This is a genomic window from Streptomyces sp. LHD-70 (assembly GCF_031157275.1).
GTDB lineage: Bacteria > Actinomycetota > Actinomycetes > Streptomycetales > Streptomycetaceae > Streptomyces.
The window spans coordinates 50,848-67,124 of the sequence record NZ_JAVIFW010000008.1 but is presented as its reverse complement, the minus strand read 5'-3'; the positions used below and the strand labels follow the sequence as shown (position 1 = coordinate 67,124).

Genomic DNA, 16,277 nt, shown 5'->3' with positions numbered 1-16,277 from the left:
TGGCGGAATGGTTAACCGGCCTTTCTCGCGGGCCAGTTGGCCGTTCGGCGGTCTGCTGTTAACCGTTTGTTGTATTCGGATTAGGCCGCGCCTCCGAATTCCTTCCTAGCGTCATCGACGTGCCAAGTACGAGGAAGAAGCAGCGGGTCGCCGTCCTCGCGGATTCCGACACCCGATGGAAGTGGGGCTCGCTCACCGCGAGCCGCCTCATCGAGGACCGTCGGCAGGACGTCCGCCTCGACGGATACCTGCTCCGCGGCCGGGCGACGCCCACCCCCCGCCAGCTCGCCGAGGTGGGGGTGCGCGCCGACACGCTGCGCGAAGTCACCGCCGTCGAGTTCCTGCGACTCATGCAGGGGGAGGAGCGGGACGGCGAGGAGCCGTACGACCTGATCGTGCTCGCCCTGGTCGGCGGAGCCGTGCAGGCCCTCCTGCACGGTCTCGCCCACAGCTGGCGCGACCGCGAGCAGCGCCCCGTGGTCGCCACCGGCTATGTCGGCGTCGTCTACGAGAAGCTCGCCGACGGCCTGCTCCTGCGCCATGGCGCCGACCTGGTCCTCGCCAACTCCCGCCAGGACGCGGAGCGCTTCCGCGCCGTGTACGAGGGCGTGGGCGCCGACGCCGGCTCGGTCGTGGAGTGCGCGCTGCCCTTCCTCGGCGGCGAGCCGTACAAGAAGAAGGACCGGCACGAGAAGAACGACCCGTACACCGTGGTCTTCGCGGCGCAGCCCTCCGTGCCGGAGAGCCGCAAGGACCGCGCCTACCTCCTCGACCGGATGGTGGCGCACGCCCGCCGGCACCCGGAGCGCGAGGTGCTGATCAAGCTGCGCTCCAAGCCCGGCGAGCACACCACGCACATCGAGGAACTCCCGTACCAGAAGCTGGCGCAGAAGGTCCCCGGCGGACTGCCCGCCAACTGCCGCCTCGTCTACGGGCACATGGGCGAGGTCCTGGACCGCACCGACCTCCTGGTCACGGTCTCCTCGACCGCCGCCCTGGAGTCCCTGCACCGGCGCATCCCCACCGCGGTCCTCACCGACCTCGGGGTGCGCGAGGCGCTCGGCAACCACCACTTCGTGGGCTCCGGCTGCCTCGCCTCCTGGGACCAGCTGGACGAGGGGCACGTGCCGGAGCCGGACGAGACGTGGCTGGCCCGCCAGGGCGTCGAGGTCGACGGTGCCTACGACGCCGCCCGCGCCCGCGTCGCCGAGCTCGCCGCCCTGGACCGGATGCCGCCCCTCGACCCGTACTACACGCCCGTCACCGCACCCGGCTACCAGCCCGGCGTGCTCGCCCGGCACCACCTCGGGCCCGACGGCGCCCCGCTGCCCGGTGCGCCGGTCGCCGCGAAGGAGCCGGGCCCGGTGCGCCAGGTCGTACGGCAGGCCGCGCGCGGCGCCTACCGGCACGGCGTGCAGCGCGTGGCCCCGGTGATCCGGCGGATGGGCGAGCTGTGACTCCCCGCCCCGCCGGGAGTCCCCGCCCCGCCGTGACTCCCCGTACGACCGCCGTGGCCGGCGCCTCCCAGGCCTTCCGCGTACCCACCGCCCCCCAAGGAGAACAGCCCATGAGCAACTCGCAACCGGGAGAACCGAGCCCAACCGCCGCGCCCGTGCGCCGCGTTCTCGCCGTGATCCCCGCACGCGGCGGCTCCAAGGGCGTACCCGCCAAGAACCTCGCCCCCGTCGCGGGCGTGCCGCTCGTCGCCCGCGCCGTACGCGAGTGCCGCGCCGCCCGGCACGTCACCGACGTGGTGGTCTCCACCGACGACAAGGCCATCGCCGCCGTCGCCCGTGAGGCCGGCGCCGAGGTCGTGCTCCGCCCCGCCGCCATCGCCGGGGACACCGCGACCTCCGAGGCCGCCGTCCTGCACGCCATGGACGCGCACGAGGCGCTGCACGGCTCGCCCGTCGACGTGGTCCTCCTCGTCCAGTGCACCAGCCCGTTCCTGACCCGCGAGGACGTGGACGGCGTCGCCGCCGCGGTCGCCGAGCAGGGCGCCGAGACCGCCCTCACCGTCGCCCCCTTCCACGGCTTCGTGTGGCGGGACAGCGCGGACGAGGCGGCTGGATCCGTGGCGGAGGTGATCGGCGGGCGCAGCACGCAGTCGGTCGAGGGCGCCACCACCACCGTGGTCGCCACGGACCGCAGCGGCGACGGCTACGGCGTCAACCACGACAAGTCGTTCCGCCCGCGCCGCCAGGACCGCCCGCAGGACCTCCTGGAGACCGGCGCCGCGTACGCCATGGACGCCCCCGGCTTCCGCGAGCACCGGCACCGCTTCTTCGGCCGTACGGAACTCGTCCGCACCGACCCCGCAAGGGTGTTGGAGGTCGACGACCCGCACGACCTGGCGCGCGCCCGCGCGCTCGCCCCGCTTCTCGACCGCGAGGAGCTCCCGACCGCGTCCGACGTCGACGCGATCGTCATCGACTTCGACGGCACCCAGACCGACGACAAGGTGCTGATCGACTCCGAGGGACGGGAGGTCGTCGCCGTGCACCGCGGCGACGGACTCGGCATCGCGGCCCTGCGCAAGGCAGGCATCCCGCTGCTGATCCTGTCCACGGAACAGAACCCTGTGGTCGCGGCCCGTGCACGGAAGCTGAAGATCCCCGTGCTGCACGGCATCGACCGCAAGGACCTCGCACTGAAGCAGTGGTGCGAGGAGCAGGGCATCGCGCCTGAGCGCGTGCTCTACGTCGGCAACGACGTCAACGACCTCCCGTGCTTCGGCCTCGTCGGCTGGCCCGTGGCGGTCGCGAGCGCCCACGACGTCGTGCGCGGCGCCGCACGCGCCGTCACCACCGTCCCCGGTGGCGAAGGCGCGATCCGAGAGATCGCCAGCTGGATCCTCGGCCCTTCTCTCGACTCCCTCAACAGCTAAGGAAACACCTCATGTCTGCTGCATCCCAGTCCCGCCTGCGCACCCTCGGCAACAAGACCGCGGGCCCCGGCCGTCCCGTCTACATCACCGGCGAGATCGGCATCAACCACAACGGTGACCTGGAGAACGCCTTCAAGCTGATCGACGCCGCCGCCGAGGCCGGCTGCGACGCGGTCAAGTTCCAGAAGCGCACCCCGGAGATCTGCACCCCGCGCGACCAGTGGGACATCGAGCGCGACACCCCCTGGGGCCGGATGACCTACATCGACTACCGCCACCGCGTGGAGTTCGGCGAGGCCGAGTACCAGGCCATCTCCGACCACTGCAAGAAGCGCGGCATCGACTGGTTCGCCTCCCCGTGGGACACCGAGGCCGTCGCCTTCCTGGAGAAGTTCGACATCCCGGCCCACAAGGTCGCCTCGGCCTCGCTCACGGACGACGAGCTGCTGCGCTCGCTCCGCGCGACGGGCCGCACGATCATCCTCTCCACGGGCATGTCCACCCCTCGCCAGATCCGGCACGCGGTCGAGGTCCTGGGCTCGGACAACATCCTGCTCTGCCACGCCACGTCGACGTACCCGGCGAAGGCCGAGGAGCTCAACCTCCGCGTCATCAACACCCTCCAGGGCGAGTACCCGAACGTCCCGATCGGCTACTCCGGCCACGAGACGGGCCTGCAGACCACGCTCGCCGCGGTCGCGCTCGGCGCCACCTTCGTCGAGCGCCACATCACCCTCGACCGCGCCATGTGGGGCTCCGACCAGGCCGCGTCCGTGGAGCCGCAGGGCCTGACCCGCCTGGTCCGCGACATCCGCACCATCGAGGCCTCCCTCGGTGACGGCGTCAAGAAGGTCTACGAGTCCGAGCTCGGCCCGATGAAGAAGCTGCGCCGCGTCGAGGGCGTCGTGGCCGAGGCTGAGTCGGCAGACCGCGAGCCGGTCGCGGTCTGACCCCGACCACGGAACACGGAGACACCTCACGGTGATGTCCGAACACGGGCCCCACGGCGCGCCCCGGGACGCGGAGCAGGTCACCCCTGACCTCCGCGCCCCGGGCGGCCGCGGTGCCCACCCTCGTACGGGCGGCACTCTCGCGTTCGTGGAGAGCCCGGTGCAGCTCCTGAACGCCCTGGAGTGGGCCCACGCGGACGCGCAACGGCCGGGCATCCAGGGGAAGGTGACGATCGTCGTCCTCTCCCCCCTGGACCCGATGTCCCGCGGCCAGCTGCGCCGCGTCGCCCAACTGGCCCGCGACGAGGGGCACGCGGTGCGCTGGGAGGAGGCGCGCGGCGGTCCGAGCGCCCCCCTGAAGACCATCGGCGCCCTGGCTCCCGAACTGCGCCGGGCCGCCCGCGTCGTCATCGGAGACCCGTTCTCCCGCTACGTACAGCTCCTCCTCACCATCACCCGCTCCCGTGACCTGGTGGTCGTCGACGACGGCACGGCCACGATGGAGTTCATCGCCCAACTCGCCCGCGGCGAGCGGCTGGTGCGCTGGCACCGCAGCGGCGGCCGCCCCGGTCCCCGCGACCTGGTCTTCGCCCCGTTCTCGGCCGCGGCCCGCCGCCGCCTGACGCCCGGCTCCGGCTCGTCGGTGGAGGTCTTCTCCTCGATGCCGGTGAACGACATCCCCGAGGGCGTACGCCTCACCCCGAACACCTTCGCCTGGACCCGCGCCCGCTTCGGCCCGCCCCGCCTGACGAAGGGCGCGGACCTGGTGGGCACGTCCCTGGTCGAGACGGGCGTGGTCGACCCGGACCGCTACCTGGAGGCGGTCAGGCGCCTCGCCCGCACCCACGGCGCCACCCGCTACTTCGCCCACCGCCGCGAAAGCGCCGAGAAACTCCACGAGTTGGCGTCCGTCACGGGCCTGGAGATAGTCCGCCCCGACCTCCCCCTGGAACTCATCGCCCGCCGAGGCCCCATCGGCCGCACCATCCTCAGCTTCCCGTCCACGGTTGTCCACACGCTGCCGCTCGCCCTTGCGGGCACGGAGGTGGAGGTGGCGGTCTGCGACATCGACCCGTCGTGGCTGACGGAGAAGGCTTCGCCTCGGGCGGAGGGGTTCTTGTCGGGGGTCACGGGGACGGCTCGGGATGTGCGGCGGCTTTCTTCTACGGGGAACGCCTGAGGGACGGTGTCAGGGGAGCTCTTCGTCCTGGCTCAGGCGGCCTTGGATTCGGCGACTGCGCGTGTGCGGTCGGCGATCTCACGTACGGAACGGGCGCTCGGGTGCCTGCGCAGTACGGTCCGCAGGGTGCGGAAGTGGTCGTCCCCTCGCTTGGACGAGACGTGTTCGTACGCGTCGAGGAAACGTGACCAGCTTTCGCACGCCGCGTCCAGGTGCCCCAGGCGCAATTGTCTTTGCGCGAGGACCGCGTAGAAGTGCGCGCGCCCTTGTCGTTCCTGTTCGGGCTGGAAGCGGATGGACTGCTTGAGCGCCTCGACCGAGCCTTCGAAGTCCTGCTCCTCGTAAAGGACATGGGAGACGTGAAAGAGGTAGGCCGCTTTGTCGTAACCGCCGATGGCGTCCCTGTGGTTGTCCGCTTTCGAGAGGGCGTCCTCTGCCTCCCTGAGGCGGGAGTACGCCTGATGCCTGAGCCCGACCATGGCCGCCGAATGAGCCTGCTGACCGCGTAGGAACGCCACGAGCCGTGGCCCCGCGGCGGGGGCCGCCTCGGCTGCGGCGTCTGCGAGTTCCAGGGCCTTCCGTCCGTGTCCCAGATTCGAGGCTTGGAGGGACATGCCGCGCAGCGTCCTGCAGTACGTGGCCTGATCCGCCGCTTCGCGAGCGAGGCCGAGCGCCTGGACGTAGTAGCGCTGTCCGAGCCCGTGGGCCTTCTCGTACATGGCCATCCAGCCCGTCAAGTACGTGAGGTCGGAGGCGGCGGCGAGCATCTCCTTGCGGACGGACTCAGTGGACTGGGCTCGGAGCCAGGGGCCGACGGTGTTCACGAGGAACGCGGACGCCATGGGCATGGCGTGGCCCGCACCGAGCTCGTCGAGGATGTCCGCGATCCGATCGGTCATGGTGCGAATCGACTGCACCTGTGAGCTGCCGATGCGGACGGTCCTCTTGCCCTGGACGACATTCCCCGAGGCGGCCTGCGCCGGCGAGGCGAAGGCGGGCACGGACAACGCGGCGGAGAACAAGGAGGCTGCCAGCAGAGTGCGGCGGGACGGATCCATGGTTGCCCTCCCCAGATCGATCAACTCCTCGACAGTGTCGCCCCCTTCCGCTGCGAGGAGGTGAGGGGCGGGCTCCAGACCGGCTTCCGCGTGCGTGACGGGGCGTCCGAGCCGAACCGAGAGAACTTCGATGATCAGCGCTCTGACCTGGGGTTTGGGTTGAACGCCTGCGATCCAGTGGGTAACTGCCGTGCGGTCGTACGTCAGGTCGAGTCCGGCTTGCGGGCCGAGGCGGTTGACGTGCTGGGCGAGCTGGGTCCGGGTCCATCGCGCCTGGTCGAGCAGGTCGCCCAACGCCGGGTTGGGGGTGCGTTTCCGTGCTGACATGTCCTCAACTCCCCATATTTCCATGGGTCTTCACGGTCGCGTTCACGGTGTTCACGGTCTGACCGTCTTCCAACGGTACCTGCGCAGAGTGTCCGTGCGGTTACCTCTTGCACAGGGGTCGAAAGAACTCGGCCTCGCAGCGAGGACCCCCGCGACCGCTGGTGACGGCCCGGGGGCATGGTCCCCAACTACTGGGAGTTGACGACGTGTTGCACTCTATCGCCCGTTTCGTGGCGCCGCTGTTGTGCCTGATCTGGCCGGCCTCAGGACGTCACCGCCTACCCGACGCTGAGCCGAGGGCCGCCGCCGTTTCGCCTCCGGTCCCACCTGTCTCGTATGGGCTCCACGTCCCTCACGGGTCCCCGCTCTGCGGCATGAGCGCTCCACTCGGCCGCCAGTTCCTGGCGGCACACGAACGCCAGGAAGCCCGCCTCCAGCGTGCCCGCCGCCGGGCCCTCCTGCTCTCCTCGTACGGCATCGATGTCGGGCCGAGCCGGATCCACGGGGTGGAGGTGACGCCGTGACCCGCCACACCGTTCGGCTGCTCCCCTGGTCCAGCCCGGAGGGCAAGCCCTGCTACCTGATCGGCGACGGCACCGGCTCCAGCCACGTCTCCCGCGTCGCCGACAACATCGAATCCGTGCAGCTCGACATGGCCGATGAGCTACTCGATCACGCCGCCGACATGAAGGCGGACGAGCAGGTGACCGATGCCCAACTGCGCTTCCTGGTGGACCGCATGACGGAATCCCTGCGCGATGTGTGCCGTATCGCCGTCAGCAGGGGCGCCCGCCTGTGGGCCGTCGCGTGCGACGGCGACGCTTCGATGCGCGATCCGCAGGGCTGACCCGAAGTGCGGAATCTGAGCCGCCGCCCTCGCGTCCCGGCTGCGACCGGGACGCGAGGGCAGGCGATCAGCCGTCCTTCGGCGGAATGATGAACCCTCCCGTCGGCCCCGACCCCTGAGATCCCGTCGGGGAACCGGGCGGCCACGGCCGCAAGCGCGTCAGCCGTCACATCCCGACGCGTAGCAGGGTCCGCCGTGTCGTACACGCGCCAGTTCACGGCAGGGCTCTACGGATCAACGCGTCGCCGCGGGCGGAGGGGTTCCTTTCGGGGGTTACGGGCTCGGCCCGGGGGGTGCGGAAGGTGGATTCGGTACGGGTGGTGTGAGCACCGGGCCCGATACGCAGCCCCGGCCCGACCGAACCAGAAGTCATACCCCCCACACCCCCCACCCATACACCCCCGACCTGACTTTCTTGCGTCAATCTGGCTGAAGTTTTGTTGATCGCGGGTTGGTTGACCCCGAAACCGCCCTACCCTTCGCAGGGTGAACCAACTGATGTCCCCCGAGTCCGAAGTCGCTGAGTTCCTGCCCGGCACCCTCCCCGACGCGCTGCGTGCCGAACTCATCGCGTTCCGGCGTGACTTGCACATGCACCCCGAGCTGGGGAACCAGGAGTTCCGTACGACCGCGGCCCTCAAGGCGCGGCTCGAACAGGCCGGGCTCGCGCCGCGTGTGCTCGACACCGGGACCGGGCTCGTGTGTGACATCGGCGTACCGGATCCACTGCGCCCCGTGCTCGCGCTGCGGGCCGATATCGATGCCCTGCCCATTCCGGACACCAAGGCGAGCGTGCCGTACCGCTCGACGGTGCCCGGCCGGGCGCACGCCTGTGGGCACGACGTGCATACGACGGTGGTGCTCGGGGCGGGACTCGTCCTCGCCGAGCTGGAGCGGCAGGGCCGGCTCCCCGCTCCCGTACGGCTGATCTTCCAGCCCGCCGAGGAAGTGCTGCCGGGTGGGGCGCCGGACGCCATCGAGTCCGGGGTGCTCGAAGGTGTCGGCCGGATCATCGGCGTGCACTGCGACCCGCGGGTCGACGCCGGGCGGATCGGCCTTCGGCACGGGCCCATCACCTCGGCCTGCGACCGCCTGGAGGTGTCGTTGGACGGCCCGGGCGGGCACACCGCCCGACCGCACCTCACCACCGACCTCGTGACCGCCGCCGCCAAGGTCGCGACCGACGTGCCCGCGCTCGTGGCCCGCCGGGTCGACGCCCGCTCGGGGCTCGCCGTGACCTGGGGGCGGATCGAGTCCGGGCACGCCTGCAATGTCGTCCCGCAGCACGCCGAACTCTCCGGCACCGTGCGCTGCCTGGACCTCAAGGCGTGGCGGGCGGCGCCGGACCTGGTGCACGGCGCGATCCAGGAGATCGCCGACCTGCACCGCGCCAAGTCCGAGATCAACTACATCCGCGGCGTCCCGCCCGTCGTCAACGACCCGGCGGTCACCGATCTGCTGTACGACGCGATGACCGCGCGGCGCGGCGCGAAGAGCGTCGAGGACACCGAACAGAGCCTCGGCGGCGAGGACTTCTCCTGGTACCTGGAGCACGTGCCCGGCGCCATGGCCCGCCTCGGCGTCCGCGCCCCGGGCGAGCGCACCGTACGCGATCTCCACCAGGGCGACTTCGACGCCGACGAGACCGCGATCACCGTGGGCGTCGAACTCTTCACGGCGGCGGCGCTGCTCGACGCCCGTCCGTGATCCCCCCGGCTCCGAAACGTGCCGTCGCGTCCTCGCGGCGGCACGTTTCGATAACGGCGCGGACAATAGGACTGACCGTTGCTTCTACGCGCGTTACGGTGCGCCCAAAATCGGCGCCCGCAGCGGCGCGTCGGGGATGAAGGGGTGCTTCCAATGCGTCGAATGCCTCGTATCACTCAGTCTCGTGTCACCCGCAGATGTAGCCGTACCGCCGTGGCCGTCGCCGCGCTCGCTCTCCTCGCCACCGGCTGTGGCGGCACCTCGGGAGAAGGGGCGGGGGAGCAGGGCGACAAGGGCATGGCCATCGCCTTCGACATCGGCGGCCAGGGCGACCAGTCCTTCAACGACGCCGCCTACGCGGGCCTGGAGAAGGCGCGCGCCGAGTTCGGCTACAAGGGCGAGGCCGTCGAGCCCAAGGACGGCGAGTCCGACGCCGACAAGGTGCAGCGCCTCAAGCAGCTGGCCAGGCAGGGGTACGACCCGGTCGTCGGCATCGGGTTCATCTACGCCAACGCCACCAAGGAGGCCGCGGAGGCCTACCCGGACACCACGTTCGGCATCGTCGACGACTCGACGGTCAAGGCGAAGAACGTCGCCTCGCTGGTCTTCAACGAGGAGCAGGGCTCGTACCTCGCCGGTGTCGCCGCCGCCAAGGCGAGCAAGTCGAAGAGCGTGGGCTTCGTGGGCGGCGTGGACGTACCGCTGATCCACAAGTTCGAGGCGGGCTTCGCGCAGGGCGTCAAGGACACCGACCCGAAGGTCAAGGTCATCACGCAGTACCTGACCGAGACCGCGGAGGAGGGCGGCTTCTCCAGCCCGGACAAGGGCAAGGCCGCCGCCGAGGCGCAGATCGAGAAGGGCGCCGACGTCATCTACCAGGCCGCCGGGCTCTCCGGCCAGGGTGTCGTCGAGGCCGCCGCCAAGGAGAAGAAGTGGGCGATCGGCGTCGACTCCGACCAGTACAAGCAGAAGGCCCTGGGCGCGTACAAGGAGTACATCCTGACGTCCGCCACGAAGGACGTCGGCGGTGCCGTGTTCGCCCTGGCCAAGTCGGTCGAGGACGGCAAGCCGCTCAGCGGTGAGCAGCGGTTCTCGCTGGAGGAGGGCGGCGTCGGAGTCACCGAGTCCAACCCGAAGTTCGGGGAGATCCCGGGGCTCAAGGCGGCGGTCGACCAGGCCAAGAAGGACATCGTCGCCGGGAAGATCAAGGTCGCGACCACGCCGTAGCGCGGACACCGACCGTCGGCGGGCGGGCATCCGGGAGGACTCCGGGTGCCCGCCCGTTCGCGTACAGCGAGCCCGGACCGGGCCGGAAGGCCCCTTCGACACAGCCCGATAACGGGTTTGCCGGAAGGTCTTCTCCCGTCGGTCTACGCGCGTTAATCTGCGGCGGAGTCAGCGTCGAACCCCTCCGATCCGTGTCGGCGCTTGTACGAAGGAGCACTTCACATGCGCCGGGTTTCCCGAATAGCGGTCGCGGGCGTGGCGTCCGCCGCTCTCGCCCTCTCCGTCTCCGCCTGCGGCGGCACGTCAGCCGACGCGTCCGGCAGCGGCAAGTCCAAGGGCATCGGCATCGCGTACGACGTCGGCGGCAGGGGCGACCAGTCCTTCAACGACGCCGCGACCGCCGGCATGGAGCGGGCGAAGAAGGAGTTCAAGTACAAGGGCACGGCCGTCGAGCCCAAGGACGGCGAGTCCGACGCGGACAAGACGCAGCGCCTGATCTCCCTGGCCAAGCAGGGCTACAACCCGGTGATCGGCGTGGGCTACGCCTACGCCCCGGCGGTCAAGGAGGCCTCGGAGAAGTTCCCGAAGGTCACCTTCGGCATCGTCGACGACGCCACCATCAAGGCGAAGAACGTCGCGTCCCTGGTCTTCAGCGAGCAGGAGGCCTCGTACCTCGCCGGAGTCGCCGCCGCCAAGGCCACCAAGTCCAAGAACGTCGGCTTCGTGGGCGGCGTGGACGTCCCGCTGATCCACAAGTTCGAGGCGGGCTTCGCGCAGGGCGTCAAGGACACCGACCCGAAGATCAAGGTCCAGCGGCAGTACCTCACGGAGACCGCCGCCGAGGGCGGCTTCACCAGCCCGGACAAGGGCAAGGCCGCCGCCGAGGCGCAGATCGAGAAGGGCGCCGACGTGGTGTACCACGCCGCGGGCCTCTCCGGGCAGGGCGTGATCGAGGCCGCCGCGAAGTCCAAGAACTGGGCCATCGGAGTGGACTCGGACCAGTACGAGCAGAAGCCCCTGGCCGCGTACAAGGAGTACATCCTGACGTCCGCCACGAAGGACGTCGCGAAGGCCGTGTTCAACCTGGCCAAGTCGGTGCAGGATGGCAAGCCGACCACCGGCGTCGTGCGCGGTGACCTGAAGTCGGGTGAGGTGGCACTGTCCGACTCCAACCCGAAGTTCGCGAAGGACACCGCGATCCAGGAGGCCGTGAAGAAGGCCGAGGAGGGCATCGTCAACGGCGACATCAAGGTCAAGGACAAGCCGTAACCACAGGGACACGGGTTCGGAACGGGGCGCGGGGAGTTTCCTGGCGCCCCGTCGGCCGACCCTCTGACATCAAGTAGGGGCGCTACGCGTGTAGATGGCCCCCCTTTCCCAGGAGAGTGCGCCATCGCCACGTCCAGCAGCCCGCCGGAGGCGGGAACGGCCACCGCCGTCGAACTCACCGGAATCACCAAGCGGTTCCCCGGTGTCGTCGCCAACCACGACATCGACCTCGCCGTCCGCAAGGGCACCGTGCACGCCCTCTGCGGGGAGAACGGCGCCGGCAAGTCCACCCTGATGAAGATCCTCTACGGCATGCAGAAGCCGGACGAGGGCACCATCGCCGTCGACGGGCGGCAGGTCACCTTCGCCTCGCCCGGCGACGCCATCGAGCGCGGCATCGGCATGGTGCACCAGCACTTCATGCTCGCCGACAACCTCACCGTCCTGGAGAACGTCGTCCTCGGCAGCGAGAAGCTGCACGGCATCGGCTCCAAGGCCCGCGCCAAGATCGTCGAACTCTCCGAGCGGTACGGCCTAGGGGCCCGCCCCGACGCCCTCGTGGAGAGCCTCGGCGTCGCCGACCGGCAGCGCGTGGAGATCCTCAAGGTCCTCTACCGCGGCGCCACCACCCTGATCCTCGACGAGCCCACCGCGGTGCTCGTCCCGCAAGAGGTCGACGCGCTCTTCGACAACCTGCGCGAGCTCAAGTCCGAAGGCCTCAGCGTCATCTTCATCTCGCACAAGCTCGGCGAGGTCCTCTCCGTGGCCGACGAGATCACCGTGATCCGGCGCGGCACCACCGTCGGCACCGTCGTACCGTCCGAGACCACCACCAAGCAGCTCGCCGAGCTGATGGTCGGCAGCGAACTACCCACGCCCGAGACCGCCGAGTCCACCGTCACCGAGCGCCCGGTCATCGAGGTGCACCACCTCAAGCTGCTCGGCGAGGGCGGCCGCCCGCTCCTCGACGACATCTCGTTCACCATCCACGAGGGCGAGGTCCTCGGCCTCGCGGGCGTCGAGGGCAACGGCCAGACCGAACTCGTCGACGCACTCATCGGACTCAAGCACGCCGACTCCGGCACGCTCCGCATGGCCGCGGTCGAGGTGGAGCCCGGCGGCGGGACCGAGGAGATCACCTCCTGGTCCACCCGCAGGCGCCGCGAGCAGGGCGTCGGCTACATCCCCGAGGACCGGCACCGCCACGGCCTGCTCCTGGAGTCCCCGCTCTGGGAGAACCGCATCCTCGGCCACGTCACCGAGAAGCCCAACAGCAACGGCGTCTGGCTCGACCTCAAGTCGGCCCAGTCGGACACCCGGCGCATCGTCGAGGAGTACGACGTACGCACGCCCGGCATCGACGTCACCGCGGCCTCGCTGTCCGGTGGCAACCAGCAGAAGCTGATCGTCGGCCGCGAGATGAGCCACAAGCCGCGCTTCCTGATCGCCGCCCACCCGACCCGCGGCGTGGACGTCGGCGCGCAGGCGCAGATCTGGGACCAGATCCGCGAGGCCCGCCGCGAGGGCCTCGCCGTCCTCCTGATCTCCGCCGACCTGGACGAGCTGATCGGCCTCTCCGACACGCTGCGGGTGATCTACCGCGGCAGGCTCGTCGCCGACGCCGACCCGGCCACCATCACCCCGGAGGAGCTGGGCTCGGCGATGACGGGTGCCGCCTCCGGCCACCTGGAACACGCCGGCGACGCCGAGCAGTCCCCCACCGAAGCCGCCGCCCCGGAGGACGAGGCCTGATGAAGAAGTTCGACAGGGAGCGGCTGCTCCTCGGCCTGGCGGGACCGGTGATCGCCCTGGTGGTCGCCGTGCTGCTCACCTCGGTCGTGCTGCTCGCCTCGGGCAAGAGCCCGTTCGAGCCGTACGCGATCATGCTGGAGCAGGCCGGTTTCGCCGACATCCAGGTACTGATCGTCAACGCCGCCTCCGGGTACTACATCGCGGCGCTCGCGGTCGCCATCGGCTTCCGCATGAACCTATTCAACATCGGCGTCGAGGGCCAGTACCGGCTCGCGGCCATGGTGACCGCCGTCGTCGGCGCCAAGGTCGCGCTCCCGGCCGCGCTGCAACTGCCGGTGCTGATCCTGGTCGCCGCGCTGACCGGCGCGTTCTGGGCCGGGATCGCGGGCCTCCTCAAGGTCACCCGCGGCGTCAGCGAAGTCGTCTCGACGATCATGCTGAACTCCATCGCGACCGCCGTCATCGGCTACTTCACGCTGCCCTCGGTCTTCGGCGTCCAGCAGGGCAACAACAAGACCACCGGCGAGATGCACGACTCCGGCTGGTTCCCGAACCTGGACCTCGGCCCGGCCGGCGAGCTCTACGGCTTCGTCTTCGTCGCCGCTGCCCTCGGCGTCGCGTACTGGGTGGTCCTGAACCGCACCCGCTTCGGCTTCGACCTGCGGGCCACCGGCGCCTCCGAGTCCGCCGCCGCGGCCAGCGGTGTCAACGCCAAGCGGATGGTCCTCACGGCGATGCTGCTCTCCGGCGCGGTCGCGGGCCTCGCGGGCATGCCGACGCTGCTCAACGACACGCACACGTACAGCCTGTCGTTCCCGACCTCGCTCGGCTTCACCGCCATCGGCATCGCGCTCCTCGGCCGCGGCGGCCCCGCCGGCATCGCCTTCGCCTCGCTGCTCTGGGCCTTCCTCGACAAGGCCTCCGCGGAGCTGGACTACCGCGGCTACGACACCGAGATCGCCGTCATCATGCAGGGCCTGATCGTCATCGCGGTCGTCGTCAGCTACGAGTCCGTACGCCGCTGGGGCCTGCGCCGCCAGCAGCAGCGCGTCGGCGAGGAGATCGCCGCGGGCCACGTCATCGGCGCCGACGGCAACTCCGGCTCATCCGGCACCTCCGGCTCCAACGGCAACGACTCCGACAAGGAGGTGGCGGCCCGATGAGCACGGCACCCACCCTGGACAAGCGGCCCGCCGCCGCATCCGCGACCGGCCGCCGCCGCGTCACGCTGCCCGTCCTCCTGCTGATCATCGCGGGCGTCCTGGCGCTCACCTCGATCGTCCGCATCGTCACGGGCGCCGACGGCATCACCAACGTCAGCCAGATGTCCACCGCCCTCAAGCTGGCCGTGCCGATCGGCATGGCCGGACTGGGCGGCCTGTGGGCGGAGCGCGCGGGCGTCATCAACATCGGCCTCGAAGGCATGCTGATCCTCGGCACCTGGTTCGGCGCCTGGGCCGGCTACCAGTGGGGCCCGTGGATCGGCGTCCTCGCCGGCATCGCGGGCGGCGCCCTCGGCGGCCTGCTGCACGCGATCGTCACGGTCACGTTCAACGTCAACCACATCGTCTCCGGTGTGGCCATCAACATCCTCGCCCTGGGCGTCACCCGGTACGTCTCCGCGTTCGCCTTCGAGGGCGTCCCGCAGGGCACGTCCAAGCAGTCCCCGCCGGTGGAATCCCTCGGCCAGTTCTCGGTCCCAGGGCTCTCCGACGGCCTCGAAACCCTGAACGACAAGGGCTTGTTCCTGGTCTCCGACCTCGCCGGACTGCTCGGCGGCCTCGTCACCAACATGTCGCCGCTGACCCTGGTCGCCCTCGCCCTGGTCCCGGCCAGCTGGTGGATCCTGTGGCGCACCTCGTTCGGCCTGCGCCTGCGTTCCTGCGGCGAGAACCCGATCGCCGCCGAGTCCCTCGGCGTCAACGTCTACAAGTACAAGTACCTGGCCGTGATCATCTCCGGCGGCCTGGCGGGCCTCGGCGGCGCGTTCCTCTCCATCGTCGCCAACCCGTTCTACCTGGAGGGCCAGACCGGCGGCCGCGGCTACATCGGCCTCGCCGCGATGATCTTCGGCAACTGGATGCCCGGCGGACTCGCCCTCGGCGCGGGCCTGTTCGGCTACACCGACAGCCTCAAGCTCCGCGGCGGCACCGAGAACGTGCACGCGCTGCTGCTCCTGATCGCGATCCTCGTGCTGATCGGCGCGGTCTGGCTCGCGGTCCGCAAGAAGTACGTCGGCGCGGCCATCTCGGTCGCCGTCTCGGCCCTGGTGTTTGCTTGGTACGCGACCACGACGGAGGTGCCGACCCAGGTCGTCACCGCCACGCCGTACGTGGTGACCCTCCTCGTCCTCTCCCTGTCCGCGCAGCGCCTGCGGATGCCGAGGGCGAACGGCAAGCCGTACCGAAGGGGACAAGGCACGTGACACCGGCCGCCGTCGACGTCGACTGGGACGCCCTGCGCGTCGCCGCCAGGGACGCCATGTCCCGTGCGTACGCCCCGTATTCGGGCTACCCGGTCGGCGCTGCGGCCCTGGTCGACGACGGCCGGGTCGTCAGCGGCTGCAACGTGGAGAACGCGTCGTACGGCCTCGGACTCTGCGCGGAGTGCGGCCTGGTGTCGGCGCTTCGCCTCTCCGGCGGGGGGCGGCTGACCCACTTCACGTGCGTGGACGGCACGGGTGCGGTGCTCGTGCCGTGCGGGCGGTGTCGGCAGTTGCTGTACGAATTCGGCGGCGCCGAGCTGCTGTTGGAGACGCCCGAGGGGGTCCTCCCCCTCGCCGATATGCTCCCCCAGCCCTTCGGCCCCGGGCACCTTTCTTGATCCCCTCCCCGCCCCTTCCCGAAAGCTTGCAGCAGCTGTCTTTCGGCTGCGGCGCCGTCGTGGCTGGTCGCGCAGTTCCCCGCGCCCCTGAAGGGGCACGTGAATCCAGCCCCTCCGGCGTTTGAGGAGCGAGGGTCCGGGGGCGGAGCCCCCGAAGCGCCGCAGCCACGCGGCGCCAGCCGCATATCGGACACAGCCGGGAAGGGGCGGGGAGGGGACCCAAAAGCCGCAACCACCAACCAACCCGCAC

The 16,277-nt window shown here is 70.4% G+C and carries 14 protein-coding genes; 13 read left to right on the top strand and 1 reads right to left on the bottom strand.

Going from position 1 to position 16,277, the window contains the following annotated elements; translation table 11 throughout:
- Positions 1-119: 119 nt before the first annotated feature.
- From RCO28_RS17100 to RCO28_RS17085, 4 genes are all read left to right on the top strand, one after another.
- Complete coding sequence (locus tag RCO28_RS17100) at positions 120-1,457, top strand: DUF6716 putative glycosyltransferase (protein ID WP_308942002.1); 1,338 nt, start codon at positions 120-122, stop codon at positions 1,455-1,457.
- Between the two features lie 110 nt (positions 1,458-1,567).
- Positions 1,568-2,887 carry an N-acylneuraminate cytidylyltransferase gene (locus tag RCO28_RS17095; RefSeq protein ID WP_308942001.1) on the top strand — a complete coding sequence of 440 codons (1,320 nt, stop codon included), beginning with the start codon at positions 1,568-1,570 and terminating at the stop codon, positions 2,885-2,887.
- A gap of 11 nt (positions 2,888-2,898) precedes the next feature.
- Positions 2,899-3,837, top strand: a complete 939-nt coding sequence (locus RCO28_RS17090) for an N-acetylneuraminate synthase family protein (protein WP_308942000.1) — start codon at positions 2,899-2,901, stop codon at positions 3,835-3,837.
- Positions 3,838-3,871: 34 nt separating this feature from the next.
- On the top strand, positions 3,872-5,017 hold the full coding sequence (locus RCO28_RS17085) for a hypothetical protein (protein WP_308941999.1): 1,146 nt from the start codon (positions 3,872-3,874) through the stop codon (positions 5,015-5,017).
- Positions 5,018-5,049: 32 nt separating this feature from the next.
- Here RCO28_RS17085 and RCO28_RS17080 read toward each other — a convergent pair whose 3' ends face one another.
- Positions 5,050-6,402, bottom strand: a complete 1,353-nt coding sequence (locus RCO28_RS17080; protein WP_308941998.1) for a hypothetical protein — start codon at positions 6,400-6,402, stop codon at positions 5,050-5,052.
- A gap of 374 nt (positions 6,403-6,776) precedes the next feature.
- Between RCO28_RS17080 and RCO28_RS17075 the strand changes: the two genes are divergently transcribed.
- The 9 genes from RCO28_RS17075 (at position 6,777) to RCO28_RS17035 (ending at position 16,027) form a co-directional block, all read left to right on the top strand.
- The gene (locus tag RCO28_RS17075) at positions 6,777-6,926 is read left to right on the top strand and encodes a hypothetical protein (protein WP_308941997.1); all 150 of its coding nucleotides are present in this window, start codon (positions 6,777-6,779) and stop codon (positions 6,924-6,926) included.
- Complete coding sequence (locus RCO28_RS17070) at positions 6,923-7,249, top strand: hypothetical protein (RefSeq protein WP_308941996.1); 327 nt, start codon at positions 6,923-6,925, stop codon at positions 7,247-7,249. Before RCO28_RS17075 ends, RCO28_RS17070 begins: the two co-directional genes overlap by 4 nt.
- A 498-nt stretch (positions 7,250-7,747) precedes the next feature.
- Positions 7,748-8,956, top strand: coding sequence for a M20 family metallopeptidase (locus tag RCO28_RS17065; protein WP_308942259.1), 1,209 nt, complete (start codon positions 7,748-7,750; stop codon positions 8,954-8,956).
- Between the two features lie 153 nt (positions 8,957-9,109).
- Positions 9,110-10,183: a BMP family protein gene (locus RCO28_RS17060; protein WP_374991182.1), complete on the top strand. Its 1,074-nt coding sequence runs from the start codon at positions 9,110-9,112 to the stop codon at positions 10,181-10,183.
- 222 nt (positions 10,184-10,405) lie between these two features.
- On the top strand, positions 10,406-11,452 hold the full coding sequence (locus tag RCO28_RS17055) for a BMP family ABC transporter substrate-binding protein (protein WP_308941994.1): 1,047 nt from the start codon (positions 10,406-10,408) through the stop codon (positions 11,450-11,452).
- A gap of 123 nt (positions 11,453-11,575) precedes the next feature.
- Entirely contained in the window at positions 11,576-13,204 is a 1,629-nt protein-coding gene (locus RCO28_RS17050; RefSeq protein ID WP_308942258.1) for an ABC transporter ATP-binding protein, read from the top strand.
- Positions 13,204-14,367 carry an ABC transporter permease gene (locus RCO28_RS17045; RefSeq protein WP_308941993.1) on the top strand — a complete coding sequence of 388 codons (1,164 nt, stop codon included), beginning with the start codon at positions 13,204-13,206 and terminating at the stop codon, positions 14,365-14,367. Before RCO28_RS17050 ends, RCO28_RS17045 begins: the two co-directional genes overlap by 1 nt.
- Complete coding sequence (locus tag RCO28_RS17040) at positions 14,364-15,629, top strand: ABC transporter permease (RefSeq protein ID WP_308941992.1); 1,266 nt, start codon at positions 14,364-14,366, stop codon at positions 15,627-15,629. The genes RCO28_RS17045 and RCO28_RS17040 overlap by 4 nt, the downstream gene beginning before the upstream one ends.
- On the top strand, positions 15,626-16,027 hold the full coding sequence (locus RCO28_RS17035; protein WP_308941991.1) for a cytidine deaminase: 402 nt from the start codon (positions 15,626-15,628) through the stop codon (positions 16,025-16,027). Before RCO28_RS17040 ends, RCO28_RS17035 begins: the two co-directional genes overlap by 4 nt.
- The last annotated feature ends 250 nt before the right edge of the window (positions 16,028-16,277 follow it).